Origin of the sequence: Sinisalibacter aestuarii (assembly GCF_027923545.1) — a bacterium.
Taxonomy (GTDB): domain Bacteria; phylum Pseudomonadota; class Alphaproteobacteria; order Rhodobacterales; family Rhodobacteraceae; genus Sinisalibacter; species Sinisalibacter aestuarii.
In genome coordinates this window covers 68901-90078 of record NZ_BROH01000010.1, presented here as the reverse complement: position 1 = coordinate 90078, position 21178 = coordinate 68901, and the positions used below count along the sequence as shown (strand labels likewise).

Sequence of the window (21178 nt, the reverse complement as noted above, 5' to 3'; positions counted from 1 at the left end):
ATGCGGGCCGGCTCCTCCACCGGCCTTTGTGTTATCCTTCGATGGTGGTGCCCCGGCCGAACCGGCGCGCCCTGAGGCCGCTGCCGCCGGTCCGGTCGCGATCGCTGCTGCACGGGGCGGCATTGATGAGCTTGCCCGGCGCTCCGTTTGCGCCCGGACCATCACCCGATGGCGCAAAGGTCTCGGCGGTGAGTGGCTGGTGGCAGAACGTCTCGGTCATGCGTTCAGTTTCTCCTCAAGCCGAAGCTCGGCGATGCGCTCGACCTGGCGGCAGGCTTCCGCGAATTCGGCGTCGCGGCTGTTGTCGATGCGGCGCTGGAAGGCCGCCATGATCGAGGCCCTGGTGTGGTCGCGCACGGCGATGATGAAGGGAAAGCCGAACCTGGCGGTATAGGCGGCGTTCAGTTCGGTGAAGGCTGTGCGTTCGTCATCGGTCAGGGCGTCGAGGCCGGCAGCGGCCTGTTCGGCCGTCGAATCTGCGGTCAGGCGCTTTGCGGCGGCGAGCTTGCCGGCCAGATCGGGATGGGCGACCAGCACGCCGAGGCGCCGCTCGTCGCTTGCTTTGCGGAACACGCGGGCGAGCGCATTATGAACACCCGCCGCCGTATCGTGGGCCGGGCCGAGTTCCAGATCGAAGGCGCCCTCGGCGATCCAGGGGCTGTGCTCGAAGACGCCGCCGAATGCCGCAACGAATGCCGCCTTGTCCATCGCCGATGGCCGCGCCTTCTGCACCGGCGGATGAACGCTGGCCCAATGGTCGGCGATCTGTTCGCGGGTGGCGAACCAGACACCTTCGTGTTGCTCAAAATACCCGATCGCGCGTTGGAGCGCCGCCGCCCGGCCCGGTCGGCCCGCAATGCGGGCATGGAGGCCGACCGAGAGCATTTTCGGCGCCCCCGCCACACCTTCGGCATAGAGCATATCGAAGCTGTCGCGCAGATAGCTCTCGAACTGGTCGCCGGTGCTGAAACCGGCCTGGATCGCGAACCGCATGTCGTTGCAATCCATGGTATAGGGCAGGATCAACTGGTCCTTGCCGCCCGCGCGCGTCCAATAGGGCAGATCGTCGGCATAGCTGTCGGCGATATAGGCGAAATTGCCTTCCCCGGCGGCCAGATCGACGGTGTGCATCGAGCAGCGGCCGGTATACCACCCGCGCGGCGCGGCGCCGGTTACCTCGGTATGCAGGCGGATCGCCTCGCGGATCCGGGCGCGCTCCTCGTCGGGGCTCATGTCCTTGTGCTCGATCCATTTCAGCCCGTGGCTGGCGATCTCCCAGCCCGCCGCCTTCATCGCGGCAACCTGCTCGGGCGCGCGCGCCAGTGCCGTGGCGACGCCATAGACGGTGACGGGAAGCCTGCCCAGCAGGCGATGAAGCCGCCAGAACCCGGCTCGCGCGCCGTATTCGTAGATCGATTCCATGTTCCAGTGGCGCTGACCGGGCCAGGGCCGGGCGCCGGTGATCTCCGACAGAAAAGCCTCGGAGGCGGCATCGCCGTGGAGGATGTTGTTTTCGCCGCCTTCCTCGTAGTTCAGCACGATCTGAACCGCGATCTTCGCGCCGCCGGGCCAGTCGGCAAATGGCGGCTCGGCCCCGTATCCGATCATGTCGCGCGGGTATCTCGTCATTCACGCTCCTCCAGTCCGCCGCAGGTTAATCCAGAAAATCCCCTGGCTTTTTCAAAAAAACCAGAAAGGAGCCTTCGGATCGGGCGCCTTTGTGTCCGGCCATGTGCCCGGATTAGAAGGGGACACAGCACAGGAGGGACGGGATTGGCCGGCTATCTGACGACACATGTTCTCGACACCGCGCGCGGTTGCCCGGCTGCCGGTCTGCGTATTGATCTCTACCGGATCGACGGCGAGGCCCGCTCCCACCTCAAGACGCTCACGACCAACGACGATGGCCGCACGGACGAGCAGATCCTGCCGGCCGAGGCGTTCAGGACCGGTGTTTACGAACTGGTCTTTCACGCGGGCGACTACCTCGACCGGGCCGGAACGCCACCTGAAGAGCCGCGATTCCTCGATGTGATCCCGATCCGCTTCGGCATGTCGGGGCCTGCGCATTACCACGTGCCGCTGTTGCTCTCGCCCTTCGGGTTCAGCACCTATCGCGGAAGCTGACGGGGATCACTCGGGCCGTTCGGTATCGCGTATGGTCGCGCTGATGCGCTCGATCATGAATTCCATGAACAGCCGTGTTTTCGGGTCCTGGCGCCGCCGATGCGTAAACAGGCAGGCCATCTGGATCGGTTCGGGCGGTGTCTGCATGGCGACGGGCACCAGCGCGCCAGAGCGCAGGTGATGGGCGATCTCGAAGACCGGCTTCATGGCAATACCGTGACCGGCCAGCGCCCAGTCGGTGAGCACATCCCCGTCATCGCATTCATAGCGGCCCGGCACCCGAAACCGCTTCGGCCCCTCCGGCGTGGAGAGACGCCATTGGAATTCGGTCGCGCCGGGAAAGCGCAGGCTCAGGCATTCATGGCCCCCGGCGACAAGGTCTGCCCCCGAGGCGGGCATGCCGTGTTTGTCGATATAGGATGGTGCGGCGCAGAGAACGCGCTCGACATCGGCGATCTTGCGGATGCGCAGGTTGCTGTCTTCCGGCTGGCCAAGGAAAAAGGCCAGATCGAGCCCCTCCGTCGTCAGATCGACCTTTCGGTCCGTCAGCCTCAGCCTGACGCTGACTTCGGGATATGCCTCGATAAAGCCGGGCACCTGCGGCGCGATCAGCCGCCGCCCCACGCCCAGCGGTGCGGCCACGTAGAGCGACCCTTTCGGGTTTTCGGTGATATTGGCGATCTGCGCTTCGGCGTTTTCGACGGCCTCCAGAATATCGGTCGCTCCGCGGTAGAACGACTGGCCCTGTTCGGTGGGCGTAAGGCTGCGCGTCGTCCGCTGAAAAAGCCGAACGCCGAGATGTTCCTCAAGCTGCGATATCCGCGACGAGGTTACGGCAGGCGAGATCCGAAGATCCCGGCCAGCGGCGGACATGCTGCCAAGCTCGTAGACACGAACGAAGGTGCGGACATTGTCGAGGTAGGACATTATTTTGAAATTTTTGATGCTGTTTGGTCTTTACCGCCAATAGCAGAACAAACCCCAGCCGCATAGTCTGGCCGGAAACAGGAAATCAGGGAGAAATGCCATGTTTGACCTGGCCATCGTCTGGGACTGGCTCGCATTCGCCGTGCGCTGGCTCCATGTCATCGCGGCCATCGCCTGGATCGGCGACAGCTTCTACTTCATTGCGCTCGATCTCGGGCTGCGCGCCTCGTCGGACCGGCGCGATGGCGTTGCCGGTGAGCAATGGCAGGTGCATGGCGGCGGTTTCTACCAGATGAAGAAATTCACCGTCGCCCCGCGCGAACTGCCCGATCACCTGGTCTGGTTCAAATGGCAAAGCTACACGACCTGGCTGTCGGGCGCGGTGCTGCTCGCGATCGTCTACTGGGTCGGGGCCGACCTCTTCCTGATCGACCCCACCAAGGCCGAGCTGGCGCAATGGCAGGCGATCCTGATCTCGGCGGGCTCGCTCACCATCGGCTGGCTGGTCTACGATTTTCTGTGCCGGTCGGGCATGGCCGAAAAGCCGACGCAGCTGATGATCCTGCTCTTCGTTCTGCTTGTGGCGATGGGCTGGGGTTACAGTCAGATCTTCACCGGGCGCGCGATGATGCTCCATCTCGGGGCCTTCACCGCAACGATCATGACCGCGAACGTGTTTTTCGTGATCATGCCCAACCAGCGGATCGTGGTGAACGATCTGAAGGAAGGCCGCACGCCTGAGGCGAAATACGGCAAGATCGCCAAGCTGCGCTCGACGCATAACAACTACCTGACCCTGCCGGTGCTGTTTTTGATGCTGTCGAACCACTACCCGCTCGCCTTTGCGACCGAGTATGCCTGGATCATCGCCAGCCTCGTCTTCCTCACCGGGGTGACGATCCGCCATTACTTCAACACCAGGCACGCGACCGGCAAAGGCCCGCTCTGGACCTGGGGTGCGACGGCGGCGATCTTTGCGGTGATTGTGGCGCTGTCGATGGTGCCGGGCATGGACAGCTACGAAGAATCCGAGGCGCGGGCCCTGACGCCGCAGGAGCAGAAATTCGCCTCCGCCGCGCGCTTCGAGGATGCCTATTACGCGGTGGCCGGGAATTGTTCGATGTGCCATTCGCGCGAGCCGGGCTGGGACGGCATCGTCGCGCCGCCCAAGGGGGTGGTGCTGGAAACCGAGGCCGATGTGGCGCGCCACGCCCGGCTGATCTACCTGCAAGCCGGTGCCAGCCATGCCATGCCGCCCCCGAACGCCTTCGAGATGGATGACGAGGCCCGCCAGCAGATCGTGGCCTGGTATCGCGAGGTGGCCGGCTGATCCGGGCTTGCCCTTGGCTGCAGAACCCGCAATCCGCCTGTGAAGACGGTAGGCGGTAACACCGGCTACCCAAGCGGTCGCGGTGCGCCGCAGCCCTGTGCCGCCGCTCCGCCTTGCCACCCATCCCGCACCCGGCCATGCTGAGCGCAGAAACGGGAGCGTGCGCATGACCAACCTCGCCTTCGGCCTCACAGCCCTTGCCGTTCTTGGCCTGCTGCTGTTCACGCCATTTTCCCGCTCCCCCCTCTGGCGTGCCACGGTCACGCCTCTGGCGTCGATCATCGGGTCGGGCTTTCTCGTCTCCGCGCCGCTGCTCGCCCGCGAATTCGGGGGCTATGCCGCCCCGGCGATGGCTCTGCTGATTGTCACCGCCTGGGCGCTGGGCTGGACGATCCGCTACAATATCCGCGTGGTCGAGCCGCTGTTGAAGGAGGGCGGGGACAAGCTGCTCAGCTCGGTCGAAGAGATCAGCCACCTGGTGCTTACCTTCGCCTATTTCGTTTCGGTCGCCTATTACCTCGCGCTTCTGGGCCAGTTCCTGCTCGCCTCCGTCGGGCATCCGAGCGACACGATCGCGCGCGCCATCGCCATCGCGCTTGTCGTCGGGCTTGCCTTGCTCGGCTGGACGGGCGGCGCGGCGCGGGTGGCGCGGCTCGAACGCTATGCCACAGCGCTCAACCTTGCGGTGATCTCGGGCTTTCTCGTCGCGCTGGCGCTGCATGGCGCGGGGCTGATCTCGGCCGGGCAATCGGTGCTGCCGCCCGCGGGCAAGGCCAGCCTCGCCTCGCTGCCGGTGCTGCTGGGCCTGCTCATCGTGGTGCAGGGCTTCGAGACGACGCGCTTCACCGGCGCGGATTTTCCGGCCGCGACCCGGATCAAAGCAATGCGCTATGCGCAGATCGTTTCGGGCCTTGTCTATGTGATCTTCTTCCTGTTGCTCTCGCCGCTCTATGGCGATCTGGCCAGGGGCAGCGGCGTGGCCGAGGTGATTACCGTATCGGCGCTGGTTGCCCCGGCGCTGCCGCTTTCGCTCGCGGTGGCGGCGATGGGCAGCCAGCTTTCGGCCTCGGTGGCGGATTCGCTCGGCAATGTCGGGCTTATCCGCGAAATCACCCATGGCAAGATCGACGCGCGCCACGGCTATACGCTGGTCGGGCTGATCGGCACCGGCATCCTCATCGCCACGGAGGTGACCGGGGTGATCGCTCTGGCGAGCCGGGCCTTCGCGCTGTTCTATGCGCTGCAGGCGCTGGTGGCCTTCGAGGCTGCCCGCAAACGCCCCGGCGAGACGGCGCGCAGCGTGGCCTTTCTCGCATTGGCGATGCTGGCCGCGGCGGTCTTCTTTTTCGGGACGCCGGCAGGATAGCGCGGCCTGCAGCGCCCGGCCCGGCGCCGCGTGGCTACCCTCTTGATCCGTCTGGCCCTTGCGCGTATACGCCCCCGGTGGCCCCTTCCGGGCCCGACTCAAACAACCAAGAAATGCCGTGTTTGCTCCACATCGCTTCGGGGGCAATTCCGGCCAAGGAGAAGCGACATGAAACTCAACGAACTTCGCGACAATCCGGGCGCAACCAAAAAGCGCATGCGCGTGGGCCGTGGCCCGGGCTCGGGCAAGGGCAAGACCGCCGGCCGTGGTATCAAGGGCCAGAAATCCCGTTCGGGTGTGGCCATTGCCGGCTACGAGGGTGGCCAGATGCCGCTCTACATGCGTCTGCCGAAGCGTGGCTTCAACAAGCCCAACGCCAAGAAATTCGCCGTGGTGAACCTCGGGATCATCCAGAAATTCATCGACGCCAAGAAGCTCGACGCCAAGGGTGAGATCACCGAAGACGCCCTGCTGGAAGCCGGCGTGATCCGCCGCAAGCTCGACGGCGTGCGCGTGCTCGGCAAGGGCGAGATCACCGCGAAGGTGAAGCTCAGCGTCACCGGCGCTTCCAAATCGGCCATCGAGGCCGTGGAGAAGGCGGGCGGCTCGCTCACCGTGGCGAGTGCGGCTGCCGAGTAATCGCTTGTGGGGGGCGGCAACGCCCCTTACATAGCCCACAGATTTCCAGGCGCCGCCGGGTCGGGGATCGACCCCGGCGGCGCTCGCACGAACAGGGGGCCTCATGGCATCTGCAGCGGAACAAATGGCGGCGAACCTCTCCTGGGGCACGCTGGGCAAGGCCACCGAGCTGCGCCAACGCATCTTCTTCACCATCGGTCTTCTGATGATCTACCGCCTTGGCACCTATATTCCGGTGCCGGGCATCGACGCGGGCGCGCTTCGTGACTTCATGGAGCAGGCGGCCTCGGGCATCGGCGGAATTCTCTCGATGTTCACCGGCGGCGCGCTGGGGCGGATGGGGGTCTTTGCTCTCGGCATCATGCCCTATATCTCGGCCTCGATCATCGTCCAGCTCGTCGCCACGATGTACGAGCCGTGGAAGGCGCTCAAGAAAGAGGGCGAGGCCGGACGGCGCAAGATCAACCAATATACCCGCTACGGCACGGTCATCCTCGCCTCGGGCCAGGCATTTGCGCTGGCCAATTCGCTGCAGGCGGGCGATCTGGTGCATTCGCCCGGCATCTTCTTCATCATCTCGGCGGTTGTGACGCTGGTGGGCGGCACGATGTTCCTGATGTGGCTCGGTGAGCAGATCACCTCGCGCGGCATCGGCAACGGCATCTCGCTGATCATCTTCGTCGGCATCGTCGCCGAAATTCCCGCCGCCCTCGTGCAGTTTCTGAGCCAGGGCCGTTCGGGCGCGATCAGCCCCGCCGTGATTATCGGCGTGCTGGTGATGGTGATCGCGGTGATCGGCTTCGTGGTGTTCATGGAGCGTGCGCTGCGCAAGATCCATATCCAGTATCCGCGCCGCCAGGTGGGGATGAAAGTCTATGACGGCGGCTCGTCGCACCTGCCGATCAAGGTCAACCCGGCTGGCGTGATCCCGGCGATCTTCGCCTCGGCGCTGCTCTTGCTGCCGACCACGATCTCGACATTCAACACCGGCGCACAGGGTCCGGTGATGTCGGCGATCCTCGCCTATTTCGGCCCCGGCCAGCCGCTCTATCTGGCCTTCTACGCGGGCATGATCATCTTCTTCACCTTCTTCTATACGAAGGAAGTGAGCTTCAAGGTCGATGACGTGGCCGACAACCTGAAGAGCCAGAACGGCTTCGTGCCCGGCATCCGCCCGGGCAAGAAGACGGCGGAATACCTCGATTACGTGGTCACCCGCATCCTCGTGCTCGGCTCGCTCTATCTTGCCGCGGTGGCGCTCCTGCCGGAGATTCTGCGCACCCAGCTTGCGATCCCGTTCTATTTCGGCGGCACCTCCGTGCTCATCGTCGTCTCGGTGACGATGGACACGATCAACCAGGTGCAGTCGCATCTTCTGGCCTATCAATATGAGGGCCTGATCGAAAAATCGCAGCTGCGTGGCAATCGCGGCACCAAGAGCAAATCGAAATCGGGCAGGAAGGGGCCGGCACGTCGATGAACATCATTCTCCTTGGACCGCCTGGGGCCGGCAAAGGCACCCAGGCGCGCAAACTCGTCGAAGAGCGCGGCATGATCCAGCTTTCCACCGGCGACATGCTGCGCGATGCCCGCACGTCGGGCACCGAGATGGGCAACAAGGTGGCGGCGATCATGGATGCGGGCCAGCTCGTGACCGACGAGATCGTGATCGGGTTGATCGAGGAAAAGCTCGAAGCCCATCCCGAGGGCGGTTTCATCTTCGACGGCTTCCCGCGCACACTGGGCCAGGCCGATGCGCTGGGCGATCTGCTTGCCCGCCACGGCATGAAGCTCGACGCGGTGATCGAGATGCAGGTGGATGACGAGGCGCTCGTGGCCCGCATCAACGCCCGCTCGACCTGCGCCACCTGCGGCGAGGGCTATAACGACATCTCCAAGCCGATCCCGGCGGACGGGAAATGCGTGAAATGCGGCGGCACCGAGTTCAAGCGCCGGGCCGACGACAACGAGGAAAGCCTGCGCACGCGGCTGATGGAATATTACAAGAAGACCTCGCCGCTGATTGGCTATTACTGGGCCAAGGGCGACCTCAAGGCCGTCGACGGCCTTGGCGAGATCGACGAGGTTTCGGCGGCGATCGGGGCTATCCTCGGCTGACCGCGACATGCGGGAGACGGTGTTTGGAAACGCCGTCTCCCGTGGTTTCCAAACCGGGGCCTGCCCGCCCCTTGACGCCAGGGTGATTCCCTCGTAAAGCACCGCATCCCTCGATGGGGAATCGATGGTAAACGGGGTCGCGCCCCGGCAACCGTCAGACCATAGATCAGCTGCGGCCCGCAGGGATGACCCCCGCGGGCTTACGTTGTGAAAAAAGGACCTGGAATTACGGGTCCGCAACGAAAGGAAGACCGACTTGGCACGTATTGCCGGCGTGAATATCCCGACGCATAAGCGCGTCCCGATCGCCCTCACCTACATCCACGGTATCGGCCACACGACCGCGAAAGCGATCTGCGACGCCGTGAACATCGAATCCACCCGCCGCGTCAACGAGCTCAGCGATGCCGAAGTGCTCGCCATCCGTGAGCATATCGACGCCAACCTGCTCGTCGAAGGCGACCTGCGCCGCGACACGCAGATGAACATCAAGCGCCTGATGGACCTCGGCTGCTACCGTGGCCTGCGCCATCGCCGCAACCTGCCCGTGCGCGGCCAGCGCACCCATACCAACGCCCGCACCCGCAAGGGCCCGGCGAAGCCGATCGCCGGCAAGAAGAAATAAGGGAGGGCAGGAAGCATGGCTCGCGATAAACGCGCCCCGAAGCGCAAGGAACGCAAAAACATCGCCGCTGGTGTGGCGCATGTGAACTCGTCGTTCAACAACACCAAAATCCTCATCTCCGACGTGCAGGGCAACGCGATCTCGTGGTCGTCGGCCGGCACGATGGGCTTCAAGGGCTCGCGCAAGTCGACGCCCTATGCCGCGCAGATGGCGGCTGAAGATGCGGGCCGCAAGGCCCAGGAGCACGGTGTGAAGACCCTCGAAGTCGAGGTTCAGGGCCCCGGTTCGGGCCGTGAATCGGCGCTGCGCGCGCTGGCTGCGGTGGGGTTCAACATCACCTCGATCCGTGATGTGACGCCGATCGCTCATAACGGCTGCCGCCCGCCGAAACGCCGCCGGGTCTGACCGATTTCTACCGCTCGGGCCGTGGATTCCCACGGCCCGAGTCCGTCATTTTTTTGAACCTCGGGCGTTTTGCCTTTTGGACATGGAGGCAAAACAGGAATGGAGGGACGCATGATCCACAAAAACTGGGCCGAACTGATCAAGCCGACGCAGCTTGACGTCAAGCCGGGCAACGATCCCGCGCGCCAGGCCACGGTCGTTGCCGAGCCGCTTGAGCGGGGCTTCGGCCTGACGCTGGGCAACGCGCTGCGCCGCGTGCTGCTGTCGAGCCTTCAGGGCGCGGCCATCACCTCCGTCCAGATCGACAACGTCCTGCACGAGTTTTCCTCCGTTGCCGGTGTACGTGAAGACGTCACCGACATCGTGCTGAACCTCAAGGGCGTCGCGATCCGCATGGACGTGGAAGGCCCCAAGCGCCTCTCGATCTCGGCCAAGGGCCCGATGGTCGTGACCGCCGGCGACATTTCCGAAAGCGCGGGCATCGAGATTCTCAACAAGGATCACGTGATCTGCCACCTCGACGATGGCGCCGATCTGTTCATGGAACTGACCGTGAATACCGGCAAGGGCTACGTGGCCGCCGACAAGAACCGCCCCGAAGACGCGCCCATCGGCCTGATGCCGATCGACGCGATCTACTCGCCGGTCAAGAAGGTGTCTTACGATGTGCAGCCGACCCGCGAGGGCCAGGTGCTCGACTACGACAAGCTGACGCTGAAGATCGAAACCGACGGCTCGGTCACCCCGGATGACGCCGTGGCCTATGCCGCGCGGATCATCCAGGACCAGCTTTCGATCTTCGTCAACTTCGAAGAGCCGGAAGCCGCGGGCCGCGAGTCGGAAGACGAGGGGCTGGAGTTCAACCCGCTCCTGCTCAAGAAGGTCGACGAGCTCGAACTTTCGGTGCGCTCGGCCAACTGCCTCAAGAACGACAACATCGTCTATATCGGCGACCTCATCCAGAAGACCGAAGCCGAGATGCTCCGCACCCCGAACTTCGGCCGCAAGTCGCTCAACGAGATCAAGGAAGTGCTTTCGGGCATGCAGCTGCACCTCGGCATGGATGTCGAGGAATGGCCGCCCGAGAACATCGAGGATCTCGCCAAGAAATTCGAAGACCAGTTCTGATCTTCGGATGCGGGGCCGGCACGCTGGCCCCGCTTCACCACCCGGGTATTCCGCCCCAAGGAGAGCGGCCCACCGCATGGGCTGCCGGACAAAGCAAAACGAACTTTAGGAGTTAGAAAATGCGCCACGCGAAAGGCTACCGTCGCCTCAACCGCACCCATGAGCACCGCAAAGCCCTGTTCTCGAACATGGCCGGCTCGCTCATCGAACACGAACAGATCAAGACCACCCTGCCGAAAGCCAAAGAGCTCAAGCGCGTGATGGACAAGCTCATCACCCTCGGCAAACGCGGTGACCTGCATGCCCGCCGCCAGGCTGCGGCCCAGCTCAAGCAGGACAAGGACGTTGCCAAGCTCTTCGACGTGCTCGGCCCGCGCTATGCCGAGCGCAACGGCGGCTACACCCGCGTGCTGAAAGCCGGCTTCCGCTACGGCGACATGGCTCCGATGGCGATCATCGAGCTGGTCGACCGTGACGAGAGCGCCAAGGGCGCGGGCGACAAGGCCCGCGTGGCCGCCGAGGAAGAAGCGGCCTACGCCGAAGACTGATCCGGCGCGACAGCGTTTTGACAGGGCCCCGCCGGCATCCGCCGCGCGGGGCTTTTTCATACCTGCCGCACAGGCAACATGCTGCCGCGTCAACGGCGCGGCCCTTTGGCACTTGAATTTTCCGCGTGGCACAATCTAGAGTTGAGATCGTCATGTTGAGGCCCGGTTCCCGGGGGGCGCCGGGCGAGGTGCGAAGGGTACTTATGACCGACACGCTTGGACTGGACCGCGGGCTTGCGCAGCTCTCGGGCCTGGCCCCGAAAGGCTACGCGCTGGGGCTGCATATCAGGTTTGCCTCGGCGCATCTGATGATCCAGACCTATGATCCCCGGTGGAGCGAGATCTACACCGAACGCGGCTATATGCTCGCAGATCCGATGGTGTTCTGGGGTTTCGGCAACGATGGCGCGATCCGCTGGTCGGAGATTGACCTGCCCGACCCTCACGGCATTCTGGATCAGGCTGCCGGCTTCGGCCTGCAATACGGTGTGGCGGTGGCCTGCGGGCCGACCTCGTCGCGCACCATCGGCGGCTTTGCCCGGGGCGACCGCGAATTCAACGAGAGCGAGATTGCCGAGATCACCTCGATCGTGCTGCGGCTGCACGAGGCATCGACGCCGCCCGAACAGCTCACCCCGGCGCAGCGCATGGCGCTGCGGCTGATCGCGCGCGGCCACCGCCATGCCGAGGCGGCGGCGCTGCTGGGCATTTCAGAAAGTGCCTTCAAGGCGCGGCTCCGCGCCGCGCGCGAAGGGCTGTTCGTGCGCACCACCGCCGAGGCGATCCAGCGGGCGCAGGAATACAAGCTGCTCTGAGCGCCACGCGCCTTGCGACGCGCCTTCGCGCTGGTGGCCGCTCCGGCAGGCGCGTAGACTGTCTGCATGGCCGATTTGTTCGATACCGCACCGGGCGCCGAGCCCGAAAATGCCCCCCGCCCGCTCGCCGACCGGCTGCGGCCCAAGGCGCTGTCGGAGGTGATCGGGCAGGACGAGGTGCTTGGCCCCGACGGACCGCTCGGCGTGATGCTGGCCTCGGGCAGCCTCGGCTCGCTGGTGCTCTGGGGCCCGCCCGGCGTGGGCAAGACCACCATCGCCCGGCTGCTCGCGCGCGAGACCGATCTGCATTTCGTCCAGATCAGCGCCATTTTTACCGGCGTGCCGGAACTGCGCAAAGTGTTCGAGGCGGCCAAGCACCGGCGAACGAACGGGCAGGGCACGCTGCTGTTCGTCGACGAGATCCACCGTTTCAACAAGGCGCAGCAGGATGGGTTTCTGCCGCATATGGAGGATGGCACGATCCTTCTGGTAGGCGCCACGACCGAGAACCCCTCATTCGAGCTGAACGCCGCACTCCTGAGCCGGGCGCAGGTGCTGGTGCTCAAGCGCCTTGGCCCGGCCGACCTTGAGCGGCTGGCGCAGCGGGCCGAGAAGGAGCTGGGCCGCGAATTGCCGCTCGACGGCCTGGCGCGCGCAGCACTGATCGAAATGGCCGATGGCGACGGGCGGGCGCTCCTCAACCTGATCGAGCAGGTGATGGCCTGGAAAGTGACGGGCAAGCTCGATGCCGATGCGCTCGCCACCCGGTTGATGCGCCGTGCCGTGCGGTACGACAAATCGGGCGATGAGCACTACAACCTGATCTCGGCGCTGCACAAAAGCATTCGCGGATCGGACCCGGATGCCGCGCTTTACTGGTTCAACCGGATGCTGCTCGGCGGCGAAGATCCGCGGTTTCTCGCCCGCCGCCTGACCCGGATGGCGGTGGAGGATATCGGGCTGGCCGATCCGCAGGCCAACGGTATCTGCCTCGATGCCTGGAACACCTATGAGCGGCTCGGCAGCCCCGAGGGCGAGCTGGCGCTGGCACAGGCGGTGATCTATCTCGCGCTCGCGCCGAAATCGAACGCGGGCTATGCCGCCTTCAAACAGGCCGCCGTTGCGGCGAAGAAGACCGGTTCGGAACCGCCGCCCAAGCATATCCTGAACGCGCCGACGAGGCTGATGGAGGAGCAGGGCTATGGCGCGGGCTATGCCTATGACCACGATGCGCCCGATGCCTTCTCGGGGCAGAACTACTTCCCCGATGGAATGAAGCGCGGGGTCTATTACCTGCCGGTCGAGCGTGGCTTCGAGCGTGAGCTGAAGAAGCGGGTGGACTGGTTCGCCAAGCTGCGCGAGAAGCGCCAAACTTGACATCGCCGCCGCCAGGGCGGAACAAGCGCTCATGTTCACAACGCTTCTCTCCGTAGCCCTTGGCGGCGCACTTGGCGCTTCGGCCCGCTACCTCACCAATGTGGGGGTCATGCGGCTGATCGGCCCCGGCTTTCCGCTCGGCACGGTGGTGGCCAATGTGCTCGGCTCCTTCTTCATGGGGGTGCTCGTGGTGGTCCTCGCCCGCAAGGGGCATAACGATCTCGCCCCCTTCCTGATGACCGGCCTTCTCGGTGGCTTCACCACCTTCTCGGCCTTCTCGCTCGATACGCTCACCCTGTTCGAGCGTGGCGAGACCGGGCTTGCCGGGCTTTATGTCGGCCTTTCGGTGACGCTGTCGCTCGGGGCCATCGCGGTGGGCGTGCTGCTCACCCGCGCGGTGATCGCTCCATGAGCGGCGTTCAAACCCTCATCGTGGCCGAGGGCGACGGTGATCAGCGGCTGGACCGCTGGTTCCGCCGCCTCTTTCCGCATGTGCCGCAGGGGCGGATCGAGAAGATGTGCCGCAAGGGCGAGATCCGGGTCGATGGTGGCCGGGTGAAGCCGGCGACGCGGCTGGAGGCCGGGCAGAAGGTGCGCATCCCGCCGCTGCCGGTGCCGGGTGAGGCGCCGAAACCCGCGCCCGTGCTGCGCATTTCAGAGGCCGATGCGAAGATGATCCAGAGCGCGGTGATCTACCGCGACGAGCATATCATCGCCATCAACAAGCCGCCGGGCCTGCCCACGCAGGGTGGTTCGAAACAGACCCGGCATGTCGACGGGCTGGCTGAGGCGCTGAAATTCGGGGCGGAAGAAAAGCCCCGTCTTGTCCACCGGCTCGACAAGGACACATCGGGCGTTCTGCTGCTGGCGCGCTCGCGCAGCATCGCGGCGGCGCTTGGACAGGCGATCCGCCACAAGCAGACGCGCAAGATCTACTGGGCGCTCGTCGCCGGCGTGCCGGTGCCATATCTGGGCGAGGTCAAATACGGGCTGGTCAAGGCGCCGGGCCATGGCGGCGCGGGCGAGGGCGAGAAGATGCGCGCGATCCACCCCTCTGAGGTGGACAGCACCGAGGGTGCGAAACGGGCGCATACGCTCTATGCCACGCTCTATCGTGTGGCGGGCCGGGCCGCCTGGGTGGCGATGGAGCCGGTGACAGGGCGCACCCACCAGTTGCGTGCGCATATGGCCGCGATCGGCCACCCGATCATCGGCGATGGCAAATACGGCGGCTCGGGGCAGGAAAACCTTGGCGATGGCTGGGGCGCGCAACTGGGCGGCATCATCTCCAAGAAGCTGCATCTTCATGCCCGGTCGATGACCTTCCTGCACCCGGTCACGCACAAGTCCGTTACGGTCACCGCGCCGCTGCCGCCGCATATGGCGCAGACATGGGAAACCTTCGGCTGGGATGAAGACATGGCGGCGGACGATCCGTTCGAGGCGCTTCATTGATGACTGGCCTGCGCCTCGTGATCTTCGATGTCGACGGTACGCTGATCGACAGTCAGAACCTCATCGTCGCCGCGATGACGGACACCTTCGGCGCGGTCGGGCGGCCCGTGCCGCCGCGCGCCGAGGTCTTGCAGATTGTCGTCCTGTCGCTCGAACTGGCGATGGCGCGGCTGGCGCCCGACTTGGACGCGGCAGGGATCGACGCGCTGGTGGCGGCCTACCGCGCCGCCTTCCTGCGGCTGCGCTCGCAGACCGGGGGCGAGGCGGCATCGCCGCTCTATCCCGGCGCGCGGGCGGCGATCGAGGCGCTGCATGCCCGTCCCGAGGTGCTCCTTGGCGTCGCCACCGGCAAGGCCCGGCGCGGGCTCGATCATGCCTTCGCCGCGCACGGGCTCGACCGCTTTTTCGTCACCCGCCAGACCGCCGACACCCATCCCTCCAAGCCGCATCCGGCGATGATCGAGGCGGCGCTGGCCGAAACCGGGGTGGAGCCGCCGCGCGCGGTGATGGTCGGCGATACGAGTTACGATATCGCCATGGCCCGCGCCGCCGGGGTGGCCGCGATCGGGGTAAGCTGGGGTTATCATGCAGCCGAAGCCCTGTTGGCGGCGGGGGCCGCGCAGGTGATCGACGGGTTCGGCGCGCTGGAAGCGGCAATCGACACGATCTGGGGGCAGCGATGAGCGAGTGGAAGCTGAAGCGGTTCTGGACGGAAACGGCGGTGCGCGAGGCCGATGGCGGCTATTGCGTCACGCTCGATGGCCGCAGCCTGCGCACGCCGGCCAAGGCGCCGCAGGTGATGCCCAGCCGGGCGCTTGCCGAGGCGGTGGCGGCGGAGTGGGCGGCGCAGACCGACGAGGTGCGCCCTGATACGATGCCGCTCACCCGCACGGTGAACTCGGCCATCGACAAGCTCTCGCTCCAGCATGACGAGGTGGCGGCGCTGCTCGCCGCTTATGGCGAGACCGATCACATCTGCTATCGCGCCACCGGGCCCGACCCGCTCGTCGCCCGGCAGGCGGCAGCCTGGGATCCGCTGCTGGACTGGGCCGAGGCGGCGCTGGGTGCGCGGCTCGTGGTGGTCTCGGGCGTGATTCCCGCGCCGCAGGATCCCGCCGCGCTGGAACGCCTCGCCGCGCGCACGCGGGCCTTCGACCCGTTTGAACTCGCCGCCTTTCACGATCTGGTGACGCTGTCGGGCTCGCTCGTGCTGGCCTTTGCGGCGGTCGAGAATGTTTCTGATCCGGAAACAATCTGGGCGATTTCGCGGATCGACGAGGCCTGGCAGGCCGAGCAATGGGGCGAAGACGAGGAGGCGGCGGAACATGCCGCGCTGAAAAAACAGGCTTTCCTCGATGCGATGCGCGTTTTTTCCTTGTTGCGGCAGGATTGACCCGCACGCCCCGGTTGAGCCCTCGCAATTTCGGTGCGCCCCGTCGCCGTTAGCGCAAAATGCAGTTGGACCGGAGACTTGACCATCCGGACGGAATTCGACCACACTCCCCGCATGGAGGGGCGATCTTTCTCCCTTCGTACAGCTCCCGGCCTGTGCCGGATAACGAAACGCCCTGTGAAGGGCGGAAATCAGGAAGAGGTAAACATGAAAAAAACCTTCATTCTTGGCGCTCTGACTGTGGCGGCCATGTCGGCCGGTGCGGCGTCGGCCGCGACGCTGGATGACGTCAAGGCCCGTGGGAAGTTGGAATGCGGCGTGAACACCGGCCTCGTCGGCTTTGCGGCGCCGGACGCCAATGGTCGCTGGGAAGGGTTCGACGCGGCCTATTGCCGTGCGGTCGCCGCTGCTGTGCTTGGCGATCCCGATGCCGTGGAATTCGTGCCGCTGACAACGAAAACCCGCTTCACCGCGCTTGCCGCGGCCGAAGTCGATGTGCTGTCGCGCAACACCACCTGGACGTTCTCGCGCGACGTTGACCTCAAGTTCGAATTCGTCGGTGTGAACTACTACGACGGTCAGGGCTTCATGGCTCCCAAGAATCTGGGTGTGAGCTCGGCCAAGGAACTCGACGGTGCCACCGTCTGCATCCAGACCGGCACCACCACCGAGCTGAACCTTGCGGACTTCTTCCGCGCCAACAACATCAGCTACGAGCCGGTTCCGATCGAGACCAACGCTGAAGGCCAGACCCAATACCTGGCCGGCGCCTGCGACGTCTACACCACCGACGCCTCCGGCCTCGCCGCGACGCGGGCGACCTTCGAAGATCCGTCTGCCCATGTCATCCTGCCCGAGATCATCTCGAAAGAGCCGCTCGGGCCGCTGGTGCGCCACGGCGATCCGGAATGGGGCGACATTGCCCGCTGGACGCTGAACGCGCTGATCGCGGCGGAAGAACTCGGCGTGACCTCGGCCAATATCGAAGAGCTTGCGGCCGGGAGCGACAACCCCGAGATCAACCGCCTGCTCGGCACCGAGGGCAATCTTGGCGAAATGCTCGGCCTCGAGGCCGACTGGGCCAAGAACGCCATCATGGCCGGCGGCAACTACGGCGAGATCTTTGCCAAGACGATCGGTGAAAGCACTCCGATCGGTCTTGCCCGGGGCCTTAACGCCCAGTGGAAAGACGGCGGCATCCTCTACGTTCCGCCGTTCCGCTAGGACAAAAAATGAAAGGGCGCGGGGCAACCCGCGCCCTTCTCGCATTCGGACAACCGAAACAAGCACAACGAGACCCGACCGGCGCAAAGCGCCAGAAAACACGGGCCCGACGGGGATAGCTTATGACGACACTGACCGACCCTCCCAAGGAGTCGTTCCGCCTGTCCATGCTGATCTACGACAGCCGGTATCGCTCGATGACCATCCAGATCGTCGCGCTGATCGCTGTGCTGACGCTTATTGGATGGCTGATTTCCAACACCGCCCAGAACCTCGCCGACCTTGGCAAGCAGCCCAGCTTCAGCTTTCTCGGGGAGTCGGCCGGATATGACATCAACCAGCGCCTGATCGACTACGAAAACCAGGACAGCCACCTGCGCGCCGCCTTCGTCGGTCTGCTCAACACGCTGCTGGTTGCCTTCATGGGCTGTATCGCCGCGACGCTCGTTGGGGTGTTCGTCGGCGTGCTGCGGCTTTCCAACAACTGGGTCGTCGCCCGGCTGATGACGATCTATGTCGAGATGTTCCGCAACGTGCCGGTGCTCCTGTGGATCATCCTCGTCATGGCGATCCTGATCGAGACCTTGCCGGCGCCGCGTGCCTTCCGGGGCGAGACGCCCGAGGCCAGTATGATGCTGGGCGACAGCGTTGCCTTCACCAACCGCGGGTTTTACGTGCCCGAGCCGCTCTTTTCGCGCGGGATCGGCGATGTTCACCTGTTTGGCGAGGCTGCGCTGCGGTTCGATGTGAGCCTCGATCTCATCGCCGTCGTCGCGACGTTTATCGCGGGGTTGCTCATCTCGGGCCTGATCACCCGCCGTGCCGACCGGATCCAGGCCGCCACCGGCGACCGGCCGCGCACCTGGCACTGGAAGGCAGCGGTGATCGTGATCCCGACCGTGGCGGTGCTGGCCATTCTCGGCTTCTACCTCGGCAAGCCCGAACTCCAGGGCTTCAACTTTGCCGGCGGCACCCATATGCGCAATTCGCTGATCGCGCTGTGGCTGGCGCTTTCGCTCTACACCGCGGCCTTCATCGCCGAAATCGTGCGTGCCGGCATCCTTGCGATTTCCAAGGGCCAGACCGAGGCCGCTGCCGCGCTGGGCCTGCGGCAACGCCGGATCATGAGCCTTGTGGTCCTGCCGCAAGCGCTCCGGGTCATCATTCCGCCGCTCATTTCGCAATATCTCAACCTCACCAAGAACTCCTCGCTCGCCATCGCGGTGGGCTACATGGATATCACCGGCACGCTGATGGGGATCACCCTCAACCAGACCGGCCGCGAGCTTGAGACGATCCTGATCGGCATGCTGATCTATCTCACGATTTCGCTCACGATCTCCTTCGTGATGAATCTCTACAACGACGCTGTGAAGCTGAGGGAGCGCTGACATGAATGATCTGTCCTTCGTCCGCACCGAGATGCTTCCCGAGCGCGATCCGCCGCCCTCGACCACCGGGGTGATCGGCTGGCTGCGCAAGAACATGTTCGACGGTGTGTGGAACACCCTTCTGACCATCGCCTCGATCGGGCTGATCGTCTGGGTTCTCGGCCATATCCTGCCCTGGATCTGGTCGCCCACATGGAATGCCGGCTCGCTTGACCAGTGCCGTGAGATCGTCGGTGCCTCAGGCAAGGCAAGCGGTGCCTGCTGGGGTGTGATCCACGAACGCTGGCCGCAGATGCTCTACGGGTTCTATCCCGCAGAGCTGCGCCTGCGCCCCACGCTGGCCTTCTTCCTGTTGTTCATCGCCCTCATTCCGGTGCTGTTCAACATGATCTCGCGCCGGATGAACTGGTTCCTGCTCGCGCTGGTGCTGTTCGTGGCCACCTTCTTCACCGCCTCCTCGGCGCTGATGATCGTGGTGCAGATCGTGCTGGCGGCGGCGGTGCTCTATATCGGCTATACGCTGGTGGCGAACAGCGGGTCCGACCGTGCCGAGCAGATCGCGGCGGGCGCCAGGCGGTTGCCGAACCCGCTGATCTTCACGGCGCTCTACGTGTTCCTGATGCCCTGGCTGCTCTGGGGCGGCACGATCTGGACCCCGGTCGGCGCTGCGCTGGGCTTTGTCATCGGCTGGCTGGTGTTTCGCCTGCTGGCGCCGGTGCTCGGCACGCTCACGGCGATCATCCTGGCCTTTGCCGCTCCGGTTCTCTGGTGGCTGCTGCTCAACGGGCTCTTTGCCAGCGCGATGCACGCGATCCTTCCCTTCGGGCTCGAACCGGTTGAAAGCCGGCAGTTCGGGGGCCTGTTGCTCTCCGTGACCATCGGCGTGACGGCCATCGCCGTTTCGCTGCCGATGGGGATCGTGTTGGCGCTGGGGCGGCAATCCGATCTGGTGATCGTGAAATCGCTCTCGGTGATCTTCATCGAGTTCATCCGGGGCGTGCCGCTGATCACGCTGTTGTTCGTGGCCTCGGTGCTGCTCAACATCTTCCTGCCGCCGGGCACGGACTTCGACATCATCCTGCGGGTGATCATCATGGCCACGGTCTTCGCCTCCGCCTATATGGCCGAGGTGATCCGGGGCGGGCTCGCGGCGCTGCCGAAAGGGCAGTATGAGGCCGCTGATGCGCTCGGGCTCGATTACTGGAAGGCGCAGCGGCTGATCATCATGCCGCAGGCGCTGAAAATCTCGATCCCGGGGATCGTGTCCACTTTCATCGGGCTGTTCAAGGATACCACGCTGGTGTCGATCATCGGGTTGCTCGATCCGGTTGGCCTCTCGAACTCCATTCGCGCTGACACGAACTGGAACGGGATCGTCTGGGAGCTTTACGGCTTCATCGCGCTCTTGTTCTTCATCTTCACCTTCTCGATGTCACGCTATTCCATGTATCTCGAGCGCCGTCTGCGCACCGATCACCGTTAAGGAGACCAATAATGTCCGCTATGGAAATCGAACGCGAAGTCAATCGTTCGCAAATGCAGGTCTCCGACAAGGTGGCCATCGAAATCAAGGATATGAACAAGTGGTACGGCTCGTTCCACGTTCTGCGCGATGTGAACCTGACGGTCTACGAAGGCGAGCGGATCGTGATCGCCGGCCCGTCCGGCTCGGGCAAGTCGACCCTGATCCGCTGCATCAACCGGCTGGAAGAGCACCAGTCGGGGCAGATCGTCGTCGACGGCACCGAGCTTTCGTCGGATCTGAAGAACGTCGACAAGGTGCGCTCGGAAGTGGGGATGGTGTTTCAGCACTTCAACCTCTTCCCGCATCTCACGATCCTTGAAAACTGCACGCTCGCCCCGATCTGGGTGCGCAAGATCCCCCGCAAGGAAGCGGAGGAGACGGCGATGCACTTCCTCGAAAAAGTGAAGATCCCCGAGCAGGCCAACAAGTATCCCGGCCAGCTTTCGGGTGGTCAGCAGCAGCGGGTGGCCATCGCGCGCTCGCTCTGCATGAAGCCCCGGATCATGCTGTTTGACGAGCCTACCTCGGCGCTCGATCCGGAGATGATCAAGGAGGTGCTCGACACCATGATCGAGCTGGCCGAGGAGGGCATGACCATGCTGGTGGTGACCCACGAGATGGGCTTTGCCCAGCAGGTGGCGAACCGGGTGATCTTCATGGATGCCGGCCAGATCGTGGAGCAGAACGAACCGACCGAGTTTTTCAACAACCCGCAATCGGAACGCACCAAGCTGTTCCTCAGCCAGATCCTCTGATCGGGCGGGATGGCGAACCGGGGCGCGCCT

23 protein-coding genes are annotated in these 21178 nt (G+C 64.6%); 20 read left to right on the top strand and 3 right to left on the bottom strand.

Features of this window, described 5'->3' with window-relative positions:
• Window positions 1–31: 31 nt before the first annotated feature.
• Complete coding sequence (locus QMG28_RS15575; RefSeq protein ID WP_281843243.1) at window positions 32–220, bottom strand: hypothetical protein; 189 nt, start codon at window positions 218–220, stop codon at window positions 32–34.
• Window positions 217–1629, bottom strand: coding sequence for an allantoinase PuuE (puuE, locus tag QMG28_RS15570; RefSeq protein ID WP_281843242.1), 1413 nt, complete (start codon window positions 1627–1629; stop codon window positions 217–219). Before puuE ends, QMG28_RS15575 begins: the two co-directional genes overlap by 4 nt.
• Before the next feature lie 144 nt (window positions 1630–1773).
• Between puuE and uraH the strand changes: the two genes are divergently transcribed.
• On the top strand, window positions 1774–2127 hold the full coding sequence (uraH, locus tag QMG28_RS15565; RefSeq protein ID WP_281843241.1) for a hydroxyisourate hydrolase: 354 nt from the start codon (window positions 1774–1776) through the stop codon (window positions 2125–2127).
• Between the two features lie 6 nt (window positions 2128–2133).
• Here uraH and QMG28_RS15560 read toward each other — a convergent pair whose 3' ends face one another.
• Window positions 2134–3054, bottom strand: a complete 921-nt coding sequence (locus tag QMG28_RS15560) for a LysR family transcriptional regulator (protein ID WP_281843240.1) — start codon at window positions 3052–3054, stop codon at window positions 2134–2136.
• Window positions 3055–3154: 100 nt separating this feature from the next.
• Here QMG28_RS15560 and QMG28_RS15555 point away from each other — a divergent pair, with 100 nt between their 5' ends.
• From QMG28_RS15555 to QMG28_RS15465, 19 genes are all read left to right on the top strand, one after another.
• Window positions 3155–4384, top strand: coding sequence for a urate hydroxylase PuuD (locus tag QMG28_RS15555; RefSeq protein ID WP_281843239.1), 1230 nt, complete (start codon window positions 3155–3157; stop codon window positions 4382–4384).
• Between the two features lie 166 nt (window positions 4385–4550).
• Window positions 4551–5750 carry an Aq_097 family APC-type transporter gene (locus tag QMG28_RS15550; RefSeq protein ID WP_281843238.1) on the top strand — a complete coding sequence of 400 codons (1200 nt, stop codon included), beginning with the start codon at window positions 4551–4553 and terminating at the stop codon, window positions 5748–5750.
• Window positions 5751–5918: 168 nt separating this feature from the next.
• Entirely contained in the window at window positions 5919–6389 is a 471-nt protein-coding gene (gene rplO, locus QMG28_RS15545; protein WP_281843237.1) for a 50S ribosomal protein L15, read from the top strand.
• A gap of 103 nt (window positions 6390–6492) precedes the next feature.
• Window positions 6493–7869 (top strand): preprotein translocase subunit SecY, encoded by a 1377-nt coding sequence (gene secY / locus QMG28_RS15540; protein WP_281843236.1) that lies wholly within the window; start codon window positions 6493–6495, stop codon window positions 7867–7869.
• Entirely contained in the window at window positions 7866–8507 is a 642-nt protein-coding gene (locus QMG28_RS15535) for an adenylate kinase (RefSeq protein ID WP_281843235.1), read from the top strand. The genes secY and QMG28_RS15535 overlap by 4 nt, the downstream gene beginning before the upstream one ends.
• Window positions 8508–8763: 256 nt before the next feature.
• On the top strand, window positions 8764–9132 hold the full coding sequence (gene rpsM, locus QMG28_RS15530; RefSeq protein ID WP_281843234.1) for a 30S ribosomal protein S13: 369 nt from the start codon (window positions 8764–8766) through the stop codon (window positions 9130–9132).
• 15 nt (window positions 9133–9147) lie between these two features.
• Window positions 9148–9537, top strand: a complete 390-nt coding sequence (gene rpsK, locus QMG28_RS15525) for a 30S ribosomal protein S11 (RefSeq protein WP_281843233.1) — start codon at window positions 9148–9150, stop codon at window positions 9535–9537.
• A gap of 111 nt (window positions 9538–9648) precedes the next feature.
• Window positions 9649–10665, top strand: a complete 1017-nt coding sequence (locus QMG28_RS15520; RefSeq protein WP_281843232.1) for a DNA-directed RNA polymerase subunit alpha — start codon at window positions 9649–9651, stop codon at window positions 10663–10665.
• 119 nt (window positions 10666–10784) lie between these two features.
• On the top strand, window positions 10785–11213 hold the full coding sequence (gene rplQ, locus QMG28_RS15515) for a 50S ribosomal protein L17 (RefSeq protein WP_281843231.1): 429 nt from the start codon (window positions 10785–10787) through the stop codon (window positions 11211–11213).
• Window positions 11214–11416: 203 nt separating this feature from the next.
• A complete protein-coding gene (locus QMG28_RS15510; protein ID WP_281843230.1) occupies window positions 11417–12028 on the top strand; it encodes an autoinducer binding domain-containing protein in 612 nt (203 codons plus the stop codon).
• A gap of 66 nt (window positions 12029–12094) precedes the next feature.
• Window positions 12095–13405 (top strand): replication-associated recombination protein A, encoded by a 1311-nt coding sequence (locus tag QMG28_RS15505; protein ID WP_281843229.1) that lies wholly within the window; start codon window positions 12095–12097, stop codon window positions 13403–13405.
• A gap of 31 nt (window positions 13406–13436) precedes the next feature.
• Window positions 13437–13817, top strand: a complete 381-nt coding sequence (gene crcB / locus QMG28_RS15500) for a fluoride efflux transporter CrcB (protein ID WP_281843228.1) — start codon at window positions 13437–13439, stop codon at window positions 13815–13817.
• Window positions 13814–14860, top strand: coding sequence for an RluA family pseudouridine synthase (locus QMG28_RS15495; RefSeq protein ID WP_281843227.1), 1047 nt, complete (start codon window positions 13814–13816; stop codon window positions 14858–14860). Before crcB ends, QMG28_RS15495 begins: the two co-directional genes overlap by 4 nt.
• Entirely contained in the window at window positions 14860–15543 is a 684-nt protein-coding gene (locus QMG28_RS15490) for an HAD-IA family hydrolase (protein WP_281843226.1), read from the top strand. The genes QMG28_RS15495 and QMG28_RS15490 overlap by 1 nt, the downstream gene beginning before the upstream one ends.
• The gene (locus QMG28_RS15485; RefSeq protein ID WP_281843225.1) at window positions 15540–16253 is read left to right on the top strand and encodes an ATP12 family chaperone protein; all 714 of its coding nucleotides are present in this window, start codon (window positions 15540–15542) and stop codon (window positions 16251–16253) included. The genes QMG28_RS15490 and QMG28_RS15485 overlap by 4 nt, the downstream gene beginning before the upstream one ends.
• Before the next feature lie 207 nt (window positions 16254–16460).
• Window positions 16461–17477, top strand: a complete 1017-nt coding sequence (locus tag QMG28_RS15480; RefSeq protein ID WP_281843224.1) for an amino acid ABC transporter substrate-binding protein — start codon at window positions 16461–16463, stop codon at window positions 17475–17477.
• Between the two features lie 122 nt (window positions 17478–17599).
• Window positions 17600–18868 carry an amino acid ABC transporter permease gene (locus tag QMG28_RS15475; protein ID WP_281843223.1) on the top strand — a complete coding sequence of 423 codons (1269 nt, stop codon included), beginning with the start codon at window positions 17600–17602 and terminating at the stop codon, window positions 18866–18868.
• A gap of 1 nt (window position 18869) precedes the next feature.
• Complete coding sequence (locus QMG28_RS15470; RefSeq protein WP_281843222.1) at window positions 18870–20351, top strand: amino acid ABC transporter permease; 1482 nt, start codon at window positions 18870–18872, stop codon at window positions 20349–20351.
• 11 nt (window positions 20352–20362) lie between these two features.
• The gene (locus QMG28_RS15465; protein ID WP_281843221.1) at window positions 20363–21148 is read left to right on the top strand and encodes an amino acid ABC transporter ATP-binding protein; all 786 of its coding nucleotides are present in this window, start codon (window positions 20363–20365) and stop codon (window positions 21146–21148) included.
• Window positions 21149–21178: the final 30 nt, after the last annotated feature.